This window comes from Herbidospora galbida (genome assembly GCF_005233835.1).
Lineage (GTDB): Bacteria > Actinomycetota > Actinomycetes > Streptosporangiales > Streptosporangiaceae > Herbidospora > Herbidospora galbida.
This window is the reverse complement of the sequence record NZ_SZQA01000028.1, coordinates 19874-36255: the sequence shown is the minus strand read 5'-3', so window position 1 is coordinate 36255 and position 16382 is coordinate 19874. Positions and strand designations below refer to the sequence as shown.

Below are 16382 nucleotides of genomic sequence, written 5' to 3'. Positions count from 1 at the left end.
GTCATGCTGACGCAAACCAGTGACGGTGCCACGTCAGCGACCTGCGTCATTCCGTCTAACTTTTGCATAACAGCAGGCGGAATTTACCGATTTCTAACACACCTGTCATCCCCGTGTACAGACCCCGGAGTCTGCGGAACGGGCCAGAGTTCCGTGTTACGAAACTGTAATGCAAGGCGAAGCGGTTCGACACTTGTGGCACATGCGTCAGGGACATTTAATTCGGCAAGGCATGCAAATTAATTCGAGACGAACGGCCGCAAGCAGACCGACGGGAAGCAAGACGTGCGACTAACCTCAGGGCCCGCGCTGGGCAGGAACGGCTCGACGGGCGTGCCCGTGGATCAGACCATGATCCGCCGGTCCAACCTGTCGCTCGTCCTGCGTCACCTCCAGGAGCACGGCCCACGCTCGCGTTCGGCGGTGGCCGCCGAGACCGGGCTGAACAAGGCGACCGTCACCAGCCTCGTCGGGGAGTTACGAGCGCGTGGCCTGATCCGCGAGATCGGCCCGCAGCACGCCGGCTCCGTCGGCCGCCCGGGTCTGGCCCTGGCCCTCGACGGCGCGGGCGTCGGCGCCCTCGGTCTTGAGATCAACGTCGACTACATCGCCGCCTTCGCCACCGACCTGGCGGGCCGCGTCCTGGTCGACCGCCGCGTCGGGTTCGACGCCATGGGCTGCGAGCCCGAGGCCTCGCTCGACGAACTGGCCCGGGTGGCCCGCGACGCGATAGCCGAACTCCACATGCTGGGCGTGCGGGTCGCCGGGATCACGGTCGCCGTCCCCGGCCTCATAGACGGCACCAACGGGGTCGTCCACGTCGCCCCGAACCTCGGCTGGTACGGCGTCCCCGTCGCCGAGCGCCTCTGGGAGGTCGCCCCCGGGGTCCCCGTCACCGTCGCCAACGACGCCAATCTGGCGGCGCTGGCCGAGTTCACCAACGGCGTGGCCGCCGGATCGGCCGACATGGTCTACCTGACCGGTGAGGTCGGCGTCGGCGGCGGCATCATCGCCGGCGGACGCCTCCTCGGCGGCGCCGACGGCTTCGCCGGTGAAGTGGGCCACGTCATGGTCGACTCCTCCGGCGAGCGCTGCGGCTGCGGCCGCATCGGCTGCTGGGAGACCAAGGTCGGCCTGGCCGCGCTGGTCCGCATGGTCACCCCCGACCACGCCTACGGGGTGCGCGACGGCATCGTCCGCGACCCCGAGGAACGCCTGAGCGAGATCGAGCGCCGCCTGGCGGTGGGCGATCCGCAGGTCGACCACGCCCTGGCGGAGGTCGGCCGCTGGCTGGGCCGCGGCTCGGCCACCCTCGTCCGGCTCTTCAACCCCCGGGTCATCGTCGTCGGCGGCTTCTTCGCGCGGCTGGAAGGGCACATCCTCCCGCGCGCCCAGGCGGAACTCGCCCGCCTCGGGGTCACCGGCTCCGTCGCCCGCTGCACCTTCGTCGCCTCCGACCTCGGCTTCGGCGCCGCCTCGCGCGGCGCGGCCGGGGTCGTGGTCGACCGCGTCCTGGCCAACCCGACCACTGTGGAGATACCGCCCACCACTCTGAGCACCCTGGCCTGACGCGACCCCAGACTCCCGTCCGCCTGGCTTTCCGGTTCTTCGTGGCGCCGACCTCGCCGACCTCGGCGCCACGGAGATGTGCCACCCGGAGGCCAGGCGGACGGGCTTTTCATATCGGGAGTTCTGGGACCATGTGAGGGTGTTTCTCCCGATCACCCGCCATCTGACCCCGCACCGCATCGGCGTCTGGTCCCTGGCCTGGGTGTCGGCGGTGACCTACGCGGTGCTCGGCCTGGTGAGGTTCGGGACGTTCCGGGCCACCATCTTCGACCTCGTGATCGTCGACCAGGCGGTGCGCGGCTACGCCAATCTCGGGCCGCCCTACGCCCCCTCGGTCGGCGTGCAGAAGGGCTACGGGCTCGACTTCCTCCAGCTCGCCGACCACTTCTCGCCGATCTACGCGCTGCTCGCGCCCTTCTACGCGATCCACGACAGCCCGCGCACGCTGATCATCTGCCAGGCCGCCCTGTTCGCCGCCGCCATCCCGTTCCTGTGGCTGTACGCCCGCAGGCGGCTCGGGGTCCTCGCCGCCTATCTCGTGTCCGGGGCCTACGCGGTGTCGTTCCCGGTGGCGCAGGCGGTCAACTTCGACGTCCACGAGGTCATGTTCGTCCCGGTGCTGAGCGCGATCATGATCGAGCGCTTCGACCGGGGCCGGCGGCTGCCCGCCTACCTGGCGGCGTTCGGGCTGCTGCTGGTCAAAGAGGACATGGGGCTGATGCTGATCGGCTTCGGCGCGGCGCTGGCCCTGAGCCGGCGGCGGCTCGACGGCGCGATCGTCGCCGCGATGGGCCTCGGCGCGCTGGCGCTGATCCGGGGGGTGCTGATCCCGCTGGTGGGCGGCTCCAACGACAACCACTGGCGCTACACCCACCTCGGCGACTCGCTCCCGGCGGCGCTCGGGAAGCTGGCCGGCGATCCCCTCAACACCCTTCATCTGGTGTTCGGCGACGCCGGCAAGATCGACACGCTGGTGCTGCTCTGCTGGCTGACCCTGTTCCTGTGCCTGTTCTCCCCGCTGACCCTCGCGGCGGCGCCGATGGTGCTGGAGCGGCTCGTCTCCGAGAACAGCCTCTGGTGGTCGACCGACTACCACTACAACGCCTTCGTCGTGGCGATCCTCTTCTGCGCCGGGGTCGACGGCGCGACCCGGCTGCTGAAACGCGTGGACGCGAAGCACAAGCAGACCGCGGTGATCGCGTGGGCGGTCGCGGTGGCGGTCGTCGGGCTGACCCAGGTCCCCCGCTTCGCCCTCGACCAGCTCGCCAACCCCGACTTCTACCAGCCCCACGACCGCGCGGCGGCGGCCTACCAGGCGATGGCCGTGATCCCTGACGGGGTGGTGGTCGAGGCGCCCAACCACATGGGCCCGATGCTCACCCACCGGACGACCGTGCTGGTCTGGGAGCCGACCCGCCGCGACGCGCCGTGGGTGCTGGCCGACCTCGGCCAGTGGGCGTGGCCGTGGGGGTCGGTCGACGACGCCAAGAAGTCGGTGGAGGAGCGCCGGGCCGCCGGATACATGGTGGTCTTCGAACGCGACGGCTTCGTCGTGCTGCACAAGCCGGGAAGTTAGATCGCCGTACCACTCCGGTGGTATCGGCCGGTACGGAGTGGATTGGCGGGAGTTGAGCCGGTGGACCGGGTGGCGGGCGTACGCGAGATTGGTGGGCGTCGCGTCCCCCTGACCGGATGGAACTGCCCATGCGCGTGCTCGTCCAGCTCCGCCCCTCCCCCGACGTGGTCGCCGCGGTCGCCGACCCCGCGGTGACGGCCACCGCGGCCGACGTCGTCAACGGGCTCCCGGGCGTGCTGCTCGACCCCACGTTCACCCCCGTCGCGGTGCCCCGGCCGCTGCCGGCCCGCGCGGGTGGCGACCCGCTGTCGCTGAACCAGCCGCTGATCTTCTCGATGGCGCCCCGTGACGCCTCGGTGCTGGTCCGGGGCGAGATCGCCGACGACGAGGTGTCGACCCGGCTGGCCCTGCTGTCGGGCCGGGGCGGGGTGGTCGGCGTCTACGCCGATCCGGTCATCCAGACCTCCCTCACCTGCGGTGGCGACGGCCCCGTCGGCGGCTGGCGCGACGTGCGGCGGCTGCTCGCCGTCGAAAGGCTCCACGCCGAGGGGTACGACGGCTCCGGGGTCGCCCTGACCGTCACCGACACCGGGGTGAACCAGCGCCACGTGTCCGCCACCCTGGGCGCCGACTTCGTCCTCGACCGGGAGCGGAGCTGGTCTCCCGACGGCGTGTCCGGGCGGCCGGGCGAGTTCGACGTCGACCACGGCACGATGTGCGCCTTCGACGCGCTCCTCGCCGCCCCGAAGGCCTCGGTGATCGACATCCCGGTGCTGCTGTCGCGCCGCCCCGGCGGTTCGGCGCTCGACGGCCTGCTGTCCGACGCGATGGCCGCCTTCGCCCACCTGCGGACCGTCCTCGACGCCCAGCCCGCCGAGTCGCGGGCCCTCGTGGTCACCAATAGCTGGGGCTCCTTCTCCCCCGACTGGGACTTCCCGCCCGGCCACCCCGGCAACTACTCCGACAACCCCGCCCACCCCTTCAACCTGATCGTCGGCTCGCTGGCCGCCGCCGGGGCCGACATCCTGTTCGCGGCCGGGAACTGCGGGCGCGAGTGCCCCGACGGCCGCTGCGCCTACCCCGACCAGCCGATCACCGGCGCCAACTCCCACCCGGCGGTCCTGTCGGTGGCCGGGGTCGACGTGACCGGCGAGCGGGTCGGCTACTCCTCGCAGGGCCCCGGCCGCCTGGCCGACCGCAAGCCCGACCTGGCGGCCTACACCCATTTCGCCGGGTCGGGGGCGTTCGGGCCGGGCGAGCCCGACTCCGGCACCAGCGCGGCCTGCCCGGTCGCGGCCGGGGTGGTGGCGGCGATCCGGTCGCGGGTGCCGTCCACGGTCCTCTCGCCGTCCGATTTGAGGACATTGCTGGTGAGAAGTGCCGATGATCGCGGTGTGCTGGGGTATGACTACGACTACGGATACGGAGTCGTGAACGTGCCCGGCATCGTCGAGGCCCTGCACGCCAGGGCGAGCGAGACACGGACGGCCGAAGGCCGGCCGTGGCTCGTGTCCTGAACCTGCCGAAAACCGGAGTTGTTGCGTGATGGTTCTGATCACGGTACGGCTGCCACGCGGCGCCACCCTGGACATGGCGCTGCGCGAACTGCGGCTGAAAAAGGAAGAAGTCGACGTCGGCTACGGCGTCGTGGCGATCGACCCCGACCACGGCCTCTACGGCCTGCGGGTGAGCGCCATGGCCGCCCACCGGCTGACCGCGACCCCTGAGGCGATGGACGGCCCCTGGGCCGACCCGAAGATCGAGCCGATGGGGCCGTCCAGGAAGGACCGATGACCTGCTGGATCGTGGCGGGCCCGCCAGGGAGCGGCAAGACCACCCTGTGTGAGCTCCTGCTGGCCCGCCTCGACCCGGTGCCCGCCCTGCTCGACAAGGACACGATGTACGGCGGCATGGTCAGTGCGATCCTGGCCGCCGCCGGGCGGGACGAGGGCGAGCGCGAGGGTCCCTGGTACGACGAGTACATCAAGAGGTACGAATACGCGGGCATGACCGCCACCGCCCGGGAGATCCGGCGCCACGGCGCGCCCGTCCTGCTGAGCGGCCCCTTCACCGGCCAGGTCCACTCGAAGTCCCGCTGGGACGAATGGGCCGAGGAGCTCGGGGGCGGCGACATCAGGCTGTTCTGGGTCCGGTCCGACGCGACGACCCTGCGGAAGCGGATCGTCGCCCGGGGGCTGGAACGCGACCGGGGCAAGCTGGCCGCCTTCGACGCCTACCTCAGGGCGATCAAGGTGGACGAACCGCCCGTCGTCGACCACGTCGAGATCGACAACCGGCCGGGGGCCGGGCCGATGGGGCGGCAGCTGGAGCGGCTGGGCATCGGGTGAATTCTGGCCCATCTCCCGAAAAGGTACTCTCCTGTGCGTGTCTGAGGTGGAACCGGGCGAACGTCACGCCAGCTGGCTGGAGCTCTTCTTCGATCTGATCATCGTGGTCGCCGTCGCCCAGCTGGCCCACATCCTGCATCCCACGCCCGAGCATCCCCTCGACGTCCAGCGGGTGCTGCTGTTCCTGGGGCTCTACTACGCCATCTGGAGCGTATGGACCTCCTTCACGCTCTACGCCAACGTCGCCGGGGAGAAGACCCGCCAGCGGGCCATGCTCGCGGCGATGTTCGGGATCGCGGTCATGGCCGCCAGCGTGCCGGAGGCCACCGGGGCGCACGGCACCGCGTTCGCCATCGCCTACGTCTACTGCCGGCTCCTGGCCACCTCGACCTGGGGCTCCACCAACACCTTCTTCGGCGGCTGGCCCGCCGCGCAGAACGGGGCCGGGCTGGTGCCGTGGGTGATCTCGATCTGGGCGCACGACCCGCACACCCGCTACTGGCTGTGGGGCGTCGGCATCGCGCTCGACCTGGTCATCTCGTTCCTGCGCAGCGGCGACAGCCAGGAGCAGCTCGACCGGATCAGCAAGCGGCTGGAGCGGCGAGGGCGGGCGCGGCGGCCGTTCCGGCTGCCCGAGCCCGCGCGGATCAACGAGGGTCACCTCGCCGAGCGGCTCGGCCTGTTCGTCATCATCGTGCTCGGCGAGGCGGTGATGCAGGTCGTGGTGTCGACCTCGGAGATCGAGTGGACCCGGCCGCTGATCGTGTCGGCCATGGCCGGGTTCGGGCTGCTGGTCTGCTTCTGGTGGCTGACCCTGCGGTACGGCGCGTCGGCGGCCCCCGTCCACGACGTGAAACCCCGGGTCACGATGCCCGGCCACTTCGCGATGACCGCCGGGATCGCGGCCATCGCCGCCGGGCTCGGGGCGCTGGTCGCCCACCCGGAGGGCCACCTGGAGGAGGCGGTGAAGTGGACCCTCTGCGGCGGGACGATCGTCTACTTCCTCACGTCGGGGATCATCGCGGCGGCCTCCAGAGCGCCGATCGGCCGGCTGCTCGGGTGGACGCTGCCGGCCGTGATCGGGCCGGTGGTGCTGGGCCTGCTGCCGCTCCCGGGCTGGGGGCTGGTGCTCGGCCTGCTCGCGGTCGCCGGATGGCAGGTCTGGTTCCCGCAGGTCACGGGGCGCCCGCGGGCTCGCGCAGCGACCTGACCTCTTCTCTCAGCTCGGCCAGTTCGGCCAGGATCCGCTCGCTGACCTCGACCTCCTCCTCGTCCATGGCGCTCACCACGACCGCGATGAAGAGGTTCACCACGACGAACGTGCAGATGAGGACGAAGCACACGAAGAAGATCCAGGCCGAGGGGTAGACGGTCATGACCTGGCGGGTGATGTCCGACCAGCCGTCGCCGGTCATGATCTGGAACAGGGTGAACAGCGACGTCTGCAGGTTCCCGAAGTAGTCGGGGGCGACGTGGCCGTACATGCGGGTGCCCATCACCGCGGCGACGTACAGGACCAGCCCGAGCAGGGCCGCGATCGAGGCGACGCCGGGAACGGCGGTGAGCAGCGCGGACACCACCCGGCGCAGGCTCGGCACCGCCGAGACGAGCCGGAGCGCCCGCAGCACCCGCAGCGACCGCAGGACGGTCAGCCCGCCGGCGGCCGGCATGAGCGAGACCGCCACGACGATGGAGTCGAAGACGTTCCACGGGTCGCGGAGGAACCGGCCGCGCTGGACGTAGAGCCGCGCGGCCAGTTCCACGACGAAGACGGCCAGGGAGACGCGGTCGATCAGGTGGAGGAGGTCGCCATAGTGGGCCATCGCGTCGGCGGAGGTCTCCACGCCGAGTGCGGCCGAGTTGATCAGGATGACGGCGATGATCGCCTGCTGGAACCGCTTGGACTCGATGATGTACCGGACACGCTCGCGCACCGTTTTTGCCCCCGGGGGAAGCGAACAGGAACAGCAGGCGAGCGTAATCGCGGTCGAACGAATCCCCGGGGACCCCGGGAAATACGGCGATCCCGGGCCAAAGACTACCGAGAGTAGTGTTCCACGACGAGTTGCTCGTCGACGGGGAGGGCGATCTGCTCGCGGACCGGCTTCTGCAGAAGGGTGACCGTGAGCTCCTTGAGGTCCACCGAGAGGAAGGCGGCCGGGCGCTCGTCGGCGTAGATACCCTCGGCCGCGGCGACGAACGGCTGCATCTGGCGCGACTTCGCGCGTACCCCGATGACCTGGCCGGGCTTGACGAGGTAGCTGGGGATGTCGACCTTGCGGCCGTCGACGGTGATGTGACCGTGGTTGACGTACTGGCGGGCGGCGTAGATCGACGGGGCCAGGCCCGAGCGGAGCACGACCGAGGCCAGGCGGGTCTCCAGGATGGCGATCAGTTCCTCGCCGGCGCGGCCGGGGCGGCGCACCGCCAGGTCCCAGTAGCGGCGGAGCTGGCGCTCGGACACGTCGTAGTACCAGCGCAGCTTCTGCTTCTCCATCAGCCGCATGCCGTAGTCGCCGACGTTGCGGCGGTTGGTCTTCCGGCCGTGCTCCCCGGGCGGATAGGGCCGCGCTTCGAAGTACTTCACGGCCTTGCGGGTCAGCGGGACGCCCGCCCGCCGCGACAACCGCACCTTCGGACCCGTGTAGCGCACGTGCACTCCTCTGTGGTTAGGTTAGGCAACCCTTGCTAAGGCAAGCCTTACCTTAACAGACCAGAAGGAGAGTCACGATGACCCAGCCCGTCTCGGCTCCCCCGATCACCGAACGCGTCCGGACGCTGGCCGCGACGGCGACGCCGACCCACGTCGCGGTGGCCGGTTCCGAGCTGAAGGCGCTCCCCGCGCGCGGCGGCGTCGACGCCCAGGGCCGCCCGGTCCTGCTGGTCAAACCCGACGAGGCCCTGTACGGCTGCCGCGACGACCTGGCCGTCACCGTCGACCTCGTCGCGACCCGCAGCATGGGCGAGACCGAACGCGCCCGGGGCATGCTGAAGATCCGCGGCTGGGCCTCGACGGTCCCCGGCCACGAGGTGCGCGAGACGGCCGTCGCCATCGCCGAACGCTGCCCCGACGAGGACCTGTTCGCCGTCATCGAGAACGCCGACCGCGCCCCGAGGCTGCTGCGGATCGACGTGGCCGACGTCGTCTATCTGACCGGCACGGAATCGGGCGTGCTCGACTCCGACGACTACCTCGACGCCGAACCCGACCCGTTCCTCGACCTGGCCGAACGCATGCTCCACCACGTGAACTCGGCGCACCGAGACCAACTGATTGCCGCCGTGGAACGACTGATGGGCGAACCCGCGCCGGACGCGTGGCTGTGGGAACTCGACCGCTACGGCGCGACGGTCCGCGCCGGACGCGACCGCCTGGTCCGGATGCCCTGGCCGACACCGGCCCAGACCCCGGAGGCGCTGGAGCACGCTTTGGCCTGCCTGGTCTGCGCCCACTGACGTGTCGGGGCCGCTCTCCCGGAGTACCAGGGAGCGCTGCCGTCAGGACAGCCGACCTCCAGGCCACGCTGCCGGTGTGCCCCAGCGTGTCGCGGGCGGACTGGAGACGGAATGGCGGCGAAGCCGACTTCAAGGAAGTGCTGACTCCGAGCCGGTTACATCCGGGGGGCCAGGGACCGGCTGAGCAGCAGTCGGCCGCAGGGCATCAGATCTTCAATGGCCGCCTCGTTCGCCCTTCGGGCATAGCCGGGTTTCCGGGAAGAGTTTTGCCGCCGGGACCAAGCTGCGCATGGCGGACGGCGGCTATACAACCATCGAGCAGGTAAAAGTCGGGGATCGAGCCCGAACGACCAACCCATCACGGGCACGAATACCGCTGCGGCTGTGAGTGACTTCATCAACAGCGTTCCGGACGATGGCTTCAGACACCGATCGCAGCCATTAGCTCAACGCACGGTACATCGCTGCAGGCATGCGACCGCGCGTCTTGGACGGGCGAATGTCAGCGGTGTCAGCAGAAGAGGTCCTCAAAAGGTATCCAGCGGTTGAGAGTGTGAACACCTACTACGTCGCCTGGGTGACAGGTGCGGAGAGATATTCATCGCATCACAGGTGGATCCTCCGCCCATGACCCAGACGGCCTACTGTAGTGGTCCGGGGCGGCAGGGCTTACGATGATTTCACCCGGGCCGAACGGCATGCCGGTCCACGAATACGAGAAGCAGTGGTCGAAAGCATGGGACTTGCCCACCTAGACTAGAGCGAAAAAGCAGGCGGCACAACAATATGGAACTTCTCGAAATCTGTGACGTGATTCAGTCGCGGAGGAGATTCTATCTCCTCGACGATCGATTTTCGAGCGTGATCGCCTTTCTGGCGGGCGCCTCGCTCGCCGCACCCGACGACCCACTCAAGGGATTTCAAGAGTGGGTGTCGGAAAAAACTCTTCAGAAGAATTCACCAATACAATGGGCTTATATAATCGCGGAAAGTCGCATGCCCGGCCTCGTGGAGCAGAAGGTAGGCATCAATCAGATACCACCGGAGATTCAAGAGCTCTTGGTGGAAGATACCGTCGAGCTCGTACGAGAATTCTTGACTCTAAAAGAGAATAAAAAAGAATAGCCGGCATCCTGCACGGCAGTCCCTCTGGGTAACCTCGACCGGGCCAGGTGGCCCAGACATTCAGCCCCACGCGAGCTGCGATGCAGGCGACTTTCCGGGGGGTCTCGCCGGCCGTGCAGCTCGCACCGAACCGGGGCCGCGGCGCTGCCTCACCCCTGAGACCCGGCACCAGCCTCCTGTTCGCGGACGGGTTCTTCCCTGCGGGTCGAGGCGGGTGTCCCTCGGGCGGTCCTGTACGGCAGCATCGATCCCGACCCGGCCGCCACCGCCAGGATCGACCAGCTGCTAGCCGATCTGGGCGACACCTCGCTGATCACTTTTGGCGAAGATGCCACGGCGGTGCTGATGCACCGCTTGACCAGTGGGGTGCTGCGCGAACGGGCCCACCACGCCACCCCAGCCGATGATGGCGGCGACGGCGATGCCGGTGGCGGTGACGCAAGCCGCCTGGCAATGGTCCTCGACAACGCCGCCGATGTGCTGCACCGCTTCAACACCCACATCCCCGATGGAGCCGCCACCTGGGCCGCCCGCCCCGCCGTCGAGATGCTGGTTGACCAGACAGCCGCCCTCGGCGAACCCGCCGAAGGCCTGCTGTCCTCACGCGCCTGGTGCGGGCGCTACGTTGAGGACTCAGCTGATCTAGGCCGGGCCATCCCACTGCTCTGGCAGACCCTGGCTGATCGGGAGCGTGATGTCCCCGAACCGGCGGCGAGCGACACGGCCGCAGTCCCTCCCGGCGCCGCCACCAGTAGGGAAGGAACTGCGTTGCAGCACTGGGGTTCTGGGCCGGGTGGCCGAGCGTGAAGCGTGTGATCGTCCCTGTCAGGTGAGGTTGGTGACGGTCCGCCAGTTGCGCATGGTCGCGGGGGTGTTGAGGCGGCGTCCGACGGCGGGGGGCAGCTTCGCCCGGCCGGTGCCGTTGGGCAGGTGGAAGTAGATCTCGCGGCCTGCCGTCCACATCTGTTCGGGGATGAACGGGCCGGCGTCGAACCCGTCGACCCAGCCGGTCGCGGGTGTGTCGCGCAGGAAGAGCACCGACACCTTGGTCGGATCGCTCACCTCGATGGGGCACCCGTCGATCAGGGCCCGCATCTGGTCCGCGGTCCGCAGGATGGCCTCGGTCGTCAGCCCGAGCCGGGCAGCGAGCGCCTCCTCGAGGTCTTGGGCGACCTTCTCGACCACTGGTTCGGTGGTGGAGAAGATGATGTTGCCGCTCTGCAGATAGGTCCGGACATCGCTGTGGCCCAGGTCCGCGCAGACCGCGCGCAGGTCGGGCATGGCGATCTTCTTGTGGCTGCCGAGGTTCACGGCGCGCAACAGGGCCACGTATCGGGTCACGCGCCCCATGCTGGCAGTCGCAGAGGGTCGGGTGGCCGGCCAGGCGGAGCCGTAACAGAAGAGAGGTCTTCGAGCGAAGCGAGCAGCCCTCCGAGCGAAGCGAGGCCGTGCCAAGGAGCCAGGGAGCGGCACCGACCCCGACGCCGGGACCGCGGAGCGGGCCGGGGGGAGCGTGAGGGGGCGGAGCCCCCTGACAGCGGGGGGTTCCCCCCCGGCTACACCTCGTCCAGGATGCGGTCGATCACGAGCAGGGCGCAGCCGGTGATGCCCGCCCCCGGGCCCAGTCGGCTGCGTTCGATCTTCAGGCTGCGGGTGGCGAGCTGGGTGGAGCGCTGGTAGACGACCTCGCGGACGCCCGACACGAGCGGCTGGAACATCTCGGCGACGTCGCCGCCGAGGACCACCACCGACGGGTTGAGGAGGTTGACCGCGCTGGCGATGACCTCGCCGAGCCAGCGGCCGGCCTGGCGGACCACGGCCATCGTCTCGGCGTCGCCCTGACGGACCAGCACGGTCACGTCGGCCAGGGTTTCGACGTCGCGGCCGCGCTCGCGCAGGATGCGGAGGATGGCGGTGCCGCTGGCGACCGAGTCGACGCAGTCGAGGTTGCCACAGCGGCACAGCACCCCGCCGCCGTCGCGGACCGGGATGTGGCCGATCTCGCCGGCCGCGCCGAGAGCGCCGCGCATGATCTTGCCGCTGGAGACGACCCCGGCTCCTATGCGGGTGGAGACCTTCACGAACAGCAGGTCGTCCTGGTCGGGGTAGACGTCCCGGTGCTCGCCCATCGCGATGACGTTCACGTCGTTGTCGACCAGGACCGGGACGGGGAACCGCTTGGCGATGCGGGGCGGGATCTCCACGCCGGTCCACGAGGCCATCACGCGGGCCGACTCGGTGCGGCCGCGGGCGTACTCGACCGTGGCGGGCACGCCCAGGCCGACGCCCGCCAGGGGGCCGCGGCCCTCCAACAGTTTCTCCCAGGTGTCCATCACCAGGCCCAGGACGGTGTCGGGGCCCTCCTCGACGTCGATCACCAGGTCTGTGCGTTCGATCACACCGCCGGCCAGGTCGCACAGGGCGATCTGGGTGCGGCTCGCGCCCAGCGAGGCCACCGCCACGACGCCGCCCGAGGCGTTGAACCGGAGCCGGACCGGAGGCCGTCCGCCGGTCGACGGGCCTTCGGCGTCTTCCACGACGAGGCCGCGTTGCAGCAGCTCGTTGACCCGGTGGGTGACCGCCGGGCGCGAGAGCGCGGTGACGCGGCCGATCTCGGCGCGGGTCGTGGCCTCCCCGCTACGGATCAGCTGGAGCACCTCACCCGTGGTGGCAATCCGTGACATACGTGGCATCGCCTCAAGCATAGTGGTTGACGTAAGTTCACCGACTTATTCATTCTAGGTTACAAAAGTCAGCTTGATGAATACCTAAGGTTCGGGCTAATGTCCCTCTTGTCCGTATTGAGGAGGGGACGTCATGACACACCCGGCCGTGGCCGAGGTCACCCAACGCATCGTCGAACGCAGCCGGGAGTCCCGCACCGCCTACCTGTCCCGTGTGGACGCCGACGCGGCCGAGCTGCGTCGACGGGGGCCCGCACGGGGCCATCTGGGGTGCGCCAACCTGGCGCACGGGTTCGCCGCCGCCGGTGACGACAAGCCGCTGCTGCGGGCCAACACGCGGCCGGGCGTGGCGATCGTGACGTCGTACAACGACATGCTGTCGGCGCACCAGCCGTACGAGAGCTACCCGCCGGAACTCAAGAAGGCGGTCCGGGCGGCCGGGGGTGTCGCGCAGGTCGCCGGCGGGGTGCCGGCCATGTGCGACGGGGTCACCCAGGGCCGGGCGGGCATGGAGCTGTCGCTCTACAGCCGCGACGTGATCGCCATGTCGACGGCCATCGCGCTCTCGCACGACATGTTCGACGCCTCGCTGCTGCTGGGGGTCTGCGACAAGATCGTGCCGGGCCTGTTCATCGGGGCGCTGCGGTTCGGCCACCTGCCGGCGATGTTCGTCCCGGCCGGGCCGATGACGTCGGGGCTGCCGAACAAGGTGAAGGCGCGCGCCCGGCAGGCGTTCGCCGAGGGCAAGATCGGCCGCGAGGAGATGCTCGACGCCGAGGCCGACAGCTACCACTCCCCCGGCACCTGCACCTTCTACGGCACCGCCAACTCCAACCAGCTGCTGATGGAGGTCATGGGCCTGCACCTGCCGGGCTCGACCTTCGTCAACCCGCGCACCGAGCTGCGCCAGGCGCTCACGGCCGCCGCCGCCAAGCGGGTCGTCGAACTGACCGCGCACGGCGACGAGTACACCCCGATCGGCCGGGTCGTCGACGAGAAGGCGATCGTGAACGCCGTCGTCGCGCTGCTGGCCTCGGGCGGCTCGACCAACCACACCATGCACCTGGTCGCCATGGCGAACGCTGCCGGAATCACGCTGACCTGGGACGACATGGCGGCGCTGTCGAAGGTCGTCCCGCTGCTGACCCGGATGTACCCCAACGGGCAGGCCGACGTGAACCACTTCCACGCCGCCGGCGGCATGCAGGTGTTCATCGGCACGCTGCTGGACGCCGGGCTGCTCCACAACGACGTGCTGACCGTGGCCGGGCGGGGGCTCGACCTCTACCGGTCGGCGCCGGAGCTGAAGGAGGGCGAGCTCGTCTGGACCGAGCGCGCCGAGGGCAGCGGCGACCTGTCGGTGCTGCGTCCGGCCGATGAACCTTTCTCGCCCGACGGCGGCATCCACATGGTCGGCGGCAACCTGGGGCGGGCCGTGTCGAAGGTGTCGGCGGTCAAGCCCGAGCACCTGGTGATCGAGGCGCCGGCGAAGGTCTTCGACGACCAGCTCGACCTGCTGCGCGCCTTCGAGGCCGGTGACCTCGACGGACAGGACTTCGTCGCGGTGGTCCGCTACCAGGGGCCGAGCGCCAACGGCATGCCGGAGCTGCACAAGCTCACCCCGCCGCTGGCCGTCCTGCTCGACCGCGGACAGAAGGTCGCAATCGTTACAGACGGCCGCATGTCGGGCGCCTCGGGCAAGGTCCCGGCGGCGATCCACCTGTCGCCGGAGGCCGCCGACGGCGGCGCGATCGCCCTGATCAGGGACGGCGACCGGATCAGGCTCGACTCGACCGCCGGAACCCTGGACGTGCTGGCCGACCTGAGCGGCCGGACCCCCGAAGGCGCCGCCAAAACCGACGACAAATGGGTGGGAACCGGACGCGAGCTTTTTGCCGCCTTCCGTCGTACGGTTGGACCCGCGGAACGCGGTGCCAGCATCTTCGGAGGGTTCTAAGTGAGCTACCCCTGGCTCGTCGCCGACATCGGCGGCACCAATGCACGTTTTGGAATCGTCTCCGGGCCGGGTGCGGTGCCCGAGGCGGTGGCCGTCCTCAACGTGGCGGAACACCCGACATTGCCCGACGCGATATCCGCCTATCTGGCCGACCACGCCGACGGCGTGCGGCCGGGCGCGGCGTGCGTGGCGATCGCCGGGCCGGTCAAGGGTGACCACTACACGCTGACCAACGGTTCGTGGTCCGGGTCGGTGGCGGGTCTCGGCATCCCGCAGTCGCACGTGCTGAACGACTTCGAGGCGCTGGCGATCTCGCTGCCCCACCTGGCGGGCGACGACCTGGTGCCGCTGGGCGGCCCGTCGCCGGCGGCCGGGATGGTGAAGGCGGTGCTCGGTCCCGGCACGGGGCTGGGCGTGGCCGGGCTGGTGCCGGCCGGTGACGGCTGGGTGCCGGTGCCGGGCGAGGGCGGGCACGTGTCCGTCCCGGCGGTGACCGACCTGGAGTTCGAGATCGTCAAGGCCCTGCGCTCCGACGGCCTGCCCTACGTCGACGCCGAGCACCTGCTCTCGGGCTCGGGCCTGCCCCGCCTGCACCGGGGCCTGGCGCTCGTCCGCGGCATCAAGACCACCCGCAAGAGCGCCTCGGAGATCGTGGCGGGCGACGACGACCTGTGCCACGAGACCGTCGAGGTGTTCCTCGCCCTGCTGGGCGGGTTCGCCGGCAACGTCGCGCTCACGCTGGGCGCGCGCGGCGGCGTCTACCTGGGCGGCGGGGTGCTGCCCCGGATCGTCGACCGTGTCCGCGACAGCGACTTCCGGTCCCGGTTCGAACTGACCGGCCCGGCCCTGTCCGACTATCTGACCGCCATCGCCACCTCGCTGATCGTCGCCGAGCAGCCCGCACTGACGGGTGCGGCCGCATGGCTCCAGCAGCGGGCCACTAGTGTGGAGTACGTATGAGCAGCCTCCTCGACCTCGCCCCCGTGGTCCCCGTCGTCGTGATCGACGACGTCGGCACCGCCGTGCCGATGGCCCGCGCCCTCGTGGCGGGCGGGCTGCCGGTCATCGAGGTCACCCTGCGGACCGAGGCCGGGCTCGAGTCGATCCGCCGGATCGCCGCCGAGGTCGAGGGAGCGGTCGTGGGCGCGGGCACGGTCCGCCGCCCCGCCGACGTCGAGGCCGCCGTCGAGGCGGGGTCGAGATTCCTGGTCTCCCCCGGCTCCCCCGCCGCCCTCGTCGACGCGATGGCCGAATCCGGCGTGCCGTTCCTGCCGGGCGTGGCGACCGCGACCGAGGTCATGGCGCTGTTCGAGCGGGGCCTGCGCGAGATGAAGTTCTTCCCGGCCGAACAGGCCGGCGGCGTGAACTACCTGAAGGCCCTGGGCGGCCCGCTGCCCGAGGTGCGGTTCTGCCCCACCGGCGGCATCCGCCTGGCGACCGCCCCCTCCTACCTCGCGCTGCCCAACGTCGGCTGCGTCGGCGGCACCTGGCTCACGCCCGCCGACGCGCTGGCCGCCGGAGACTACGCCGCCATCGAGAAACTCGCCGCGGAGGCCGCCACGCTCCGTTGACAGCCTCGTCAGCCAGGCCATCCTCCCTCGGCCGAAGCTGGCGGCCATGCCCGCGTCCGCAACCCGGAAACACGGCCATGGGTACCGGGGCCCGTG

General features: G+C 70.1%; 16 protein-coding genes. 11 read left to right on the top strand and 5 right to left on the bottom strand.

The window, feature by feature from the left end:
* The first annotated feature begins 351 nt into the window (after nt 1-351).
* The 6 genes from FDA94_RS25840 (at nt 352) to FDA94_RS25815 (ending at nt 6703) form a co-directional block, all read left to right on the top strand.
* Complete coding sequence (locus FDA94_RS25840; protein WP_137249673.1) at nt 352-1569, top strand: ROK family transcriptional regulator; 1218 nt, start codon at nt 352-354, stop codon at nt 1567-1569.
* A gap of 139 nt (nt 1570-1708) precedes the next feature.
* Nucleotides 1709-3145 carry a DUF2079 domain-containing protein gene (locus FDA94_RS25835; protein ID WP_246060158.1) on the top strand — a complete coding sequence of 479 codons (1437 nt, stop codon included), beginning with the start codon at nt 1709-1711 and terminating at the stop codon, nt 3143-3145.
* A 128-nt stretch (nt 3146-3273) separates the two neighbouring features.
* Complete coding sequence (locus tag FDA94_RS25830) at nt 3274-4662, top strand: S8 family serine peptidase (protein WP_137249731.1); 1389 nt, start codon at nt 3274-3276, stop codon at nt 4660-4662.
* 25 nt (nt 4663-4687) lie between these two features.
* Nucleotides 4688-4939, top strand: coding sequence for a hypothetical protein (locus tag FDA94_RS25825; RefSeq protein WP_425460176.1), 252 nt, complete (start codon nt 4688-4690; stop codon nt 4937-4939).
* Nucleotides 4936-5493, top strand: coding sequence for a P-loop nucleotide/nucleoside kinase family protein (locus tag FDA94_RS25820; protein ID WP_137249672.1), 558 nt, complete (start codon nt 4936-4938; stop codon nt 5491-5493). Before FDA94_RS25825 ends, FDA94_RS25820 begins: the two co-directional genes overlap by 4 nt.
* Nucleotides 5494-5530: 37 nt before the next feature.
* Nucleotides 5531-6703 carry a low temperature requirement protein A gene (locus FDA94_RS25815; protein ID WP_170991127.1) on the top strand — a complete coding sequence of 391 codons (1173 nt, stop codon included), beginning with the start codon at nt 5531-5533 and terminating at the stop codon, nt 6701-6703.
* Here FDA94_RS25815 and FDA94_RS25810 read toward each other — a convergent pair.
* Together FDA94_RS25810 and rpsD are read right to left on the bottom strand one after the other, a co-directional pair.
* Nucleotides 6669-7427, bottom strand: a complete 759-nt coding sequence (locus FDA94_RS25810) for an ion transporter (protein WP_137249670.1) — start codon at nt 7425-7427, stop codon at nt 6669-6671. The genes FDA94_RS25815 and FDA94_RS25810 overlap by 35 nt on opposite strands.
* A 104-nt stretch (nt 7428-7531) precedes the next feature.
* On the bottom strand, nt 7532-8146 hold the full coding sequence (gene rpsD / locus FDA94_RS25805; protein WP_137249669.1) for a 30S ribosomal protein S4: 615 nt from the start codon (nt 8144-8146) through the stop codon (nt 7532-7534).
* A gap of 77 nt (nt 8147-8223) precedes the next feature.
* Here rpsD and FDA94_RS25800 point away from each other — a divergent pair, with 77 nt between their 5' ends.
* On the top strand, nt 8224-8949 hold the full coding sequence (locus FDA94_RS25800) for a DUF2470 domain-containing protein (RefSeq protein ID WP_137249668.1): 726 nt from the start codon (nt 8224-8226) through the stop codon (nt 8947-8949).
* 861 nt (nt 8950-9810) lie between these two features.
* Nucleotides 9811-10074: a hypothetical protein gene (locus FDA94_RS25795; protein WP_137249667.1), complete on the top strand. Its 264-nt coding sequence runs from the start codon at nt 9811-9813 to the stop codon at nt 10072-10074.
* Nucleotides 10075-10359: 285 nt separating this feature from the next.
* On the opposite strand, the gene FDA94_RS25790 is transcribed toward FDA94_RS25795, so the two are convergent.
* The 3 genes from FDA94_RS25790 to FDA94_RS25780 all read right to left on the bottom strand — a co-directional run bounded on the left by FDA94_RS25790 (nt 10360) and on the right by FDA94_RS25780 (nt 12758).
* Nucleotides 10360-10575: a hypothetical protein gene (locus tag FDA94_RS25790; RefSeq protein ID WP_137249666.1), complete on the bottom strand. Its 216-nt coding sequence runs from the start codon at nt 10573-10575 to the stop codon at nt 10360-10362.
* A 324-nt stretch (nt 10576-10899) separates the two neighbouring features.
* Complete coding sequence (locus FDA94_RS25785) at nt 10900-11415, bottom strand: DUF1697 domain-containing protein (protein ID WP_170991126.1); 516 nt, start codon at nt 11413-11415, stop codon at nt 10900-10902.
* Nucleotides 11416-11630: 215 nt separating this feature from the next.
* Nucleotides 11631-12758: an ROK family transcriptional regulator gene (locus FDA94_RS25780; RefSeq protein ID WP_137249664.1), complete on the bottom strand. Its 1128-nt coding sequence runs from the start codon at nt 12756-12758 to the stop codon at nt 11631-11633.
* 133 nt (nt 12759-12891) lie between these two features.
* On the opposite strand from FDA94_RS25780, the gene edd reads away from it, so the two are divergent.
* Genes edd through eda form a run of 3 tightly spaced genes read left to right on the top strand, consistent with a single transcriptional unit; the run spans nt 12892 to nt 16286 of the window.
* Entirely contained in the window at nt 12892-14715 is a 1824-nt protein-coding gene (edd, locus tag FDA94_RS25775; RefSeq protein ID WP_137249663.1) for a phosphogluconate dehydratase, read from the top strand.
* Nucleotides 14716-15675 carry a glucokinase gene (locus FDA94_RS25770; protein WP_137249662.1) on the top strand — a complete coding sequence of 320 codons (960 nt, stop codon included), beginning with the start codon at nt 14716-14718 and terminating at the stop codon, nt 15673-15675.
* Complete coding sequence (gene eda / locus FDA94_RS25765) at nt 15672-16286, top strand: bifunctional 4-hydroxy-2-oxoglutarate aldolase/2-dehydro-3-deoxy-phosphogluconate aldolase (protein WP_137249661.1); 615 nt, start codon at nt 15672-15674, stop codon at nt 16284-16286. The genes FDA94_RS25770 and eda overlap by 4 nt, the downstream gene beginning before the upstream one ends.
* The last annotated feature ends 96 nt before the right edge of the window (nt 16287-16382 follow it).

Excerpts from the sequence above, each read along its gene's own strand:
- FDA94_RS25800 (WP_137249668.1), top strand. The coding sequence starts at position 8,224 with ATGACCCAGCCCGTCTCGGCTCCCCCGATCACCGAACGCGTCCGGACG.
- edd (WP_137249663.1), top strand. The coding sequence starts at position 12,892 with ATGACACACCCGGCCGTGGCCGAGGTCACCCAACGCATCGTCGAACGC.
- FDA94_RS25840 (WP_137249673.1), top strand. The coding sequence starts at position 352 with ATGATCCGCCGGTCCAACCTGTCGCTCGTCCTGCGTCACCTCCAGGAG.
- FDA94_RS25780 (WP_137249664.1), bottom strand. The coding sequence starts at position 12,758 with ATGTCACGGATTGCCACCACGGGTGAGGTGCTCCAGCTGATCCGTAGC.
- FDA94_RS25830 (WP_137249731.1), top strand. The coding sequence starts at position 3,274 with ATGCGCGTGCTCGTCCAGCTCCGCCCCTCCCCCGACGTGGTCGCCGCG.
- eda (WP_137249661.1), top strand. The coding sequence starts at position 15,672 with ATGAGCAGCCTCCTCGACCTCGCCCCCGTGGTCCCCGTCGTCGTGATC.
- FDA94_RS25820 (WP_137249672.1), top strand. The coding sequence starts at position 4,936 with ATGACCTGCTGGATCGTGGCGGGCCCGCCAGGGAGCGGCAAGACCACC.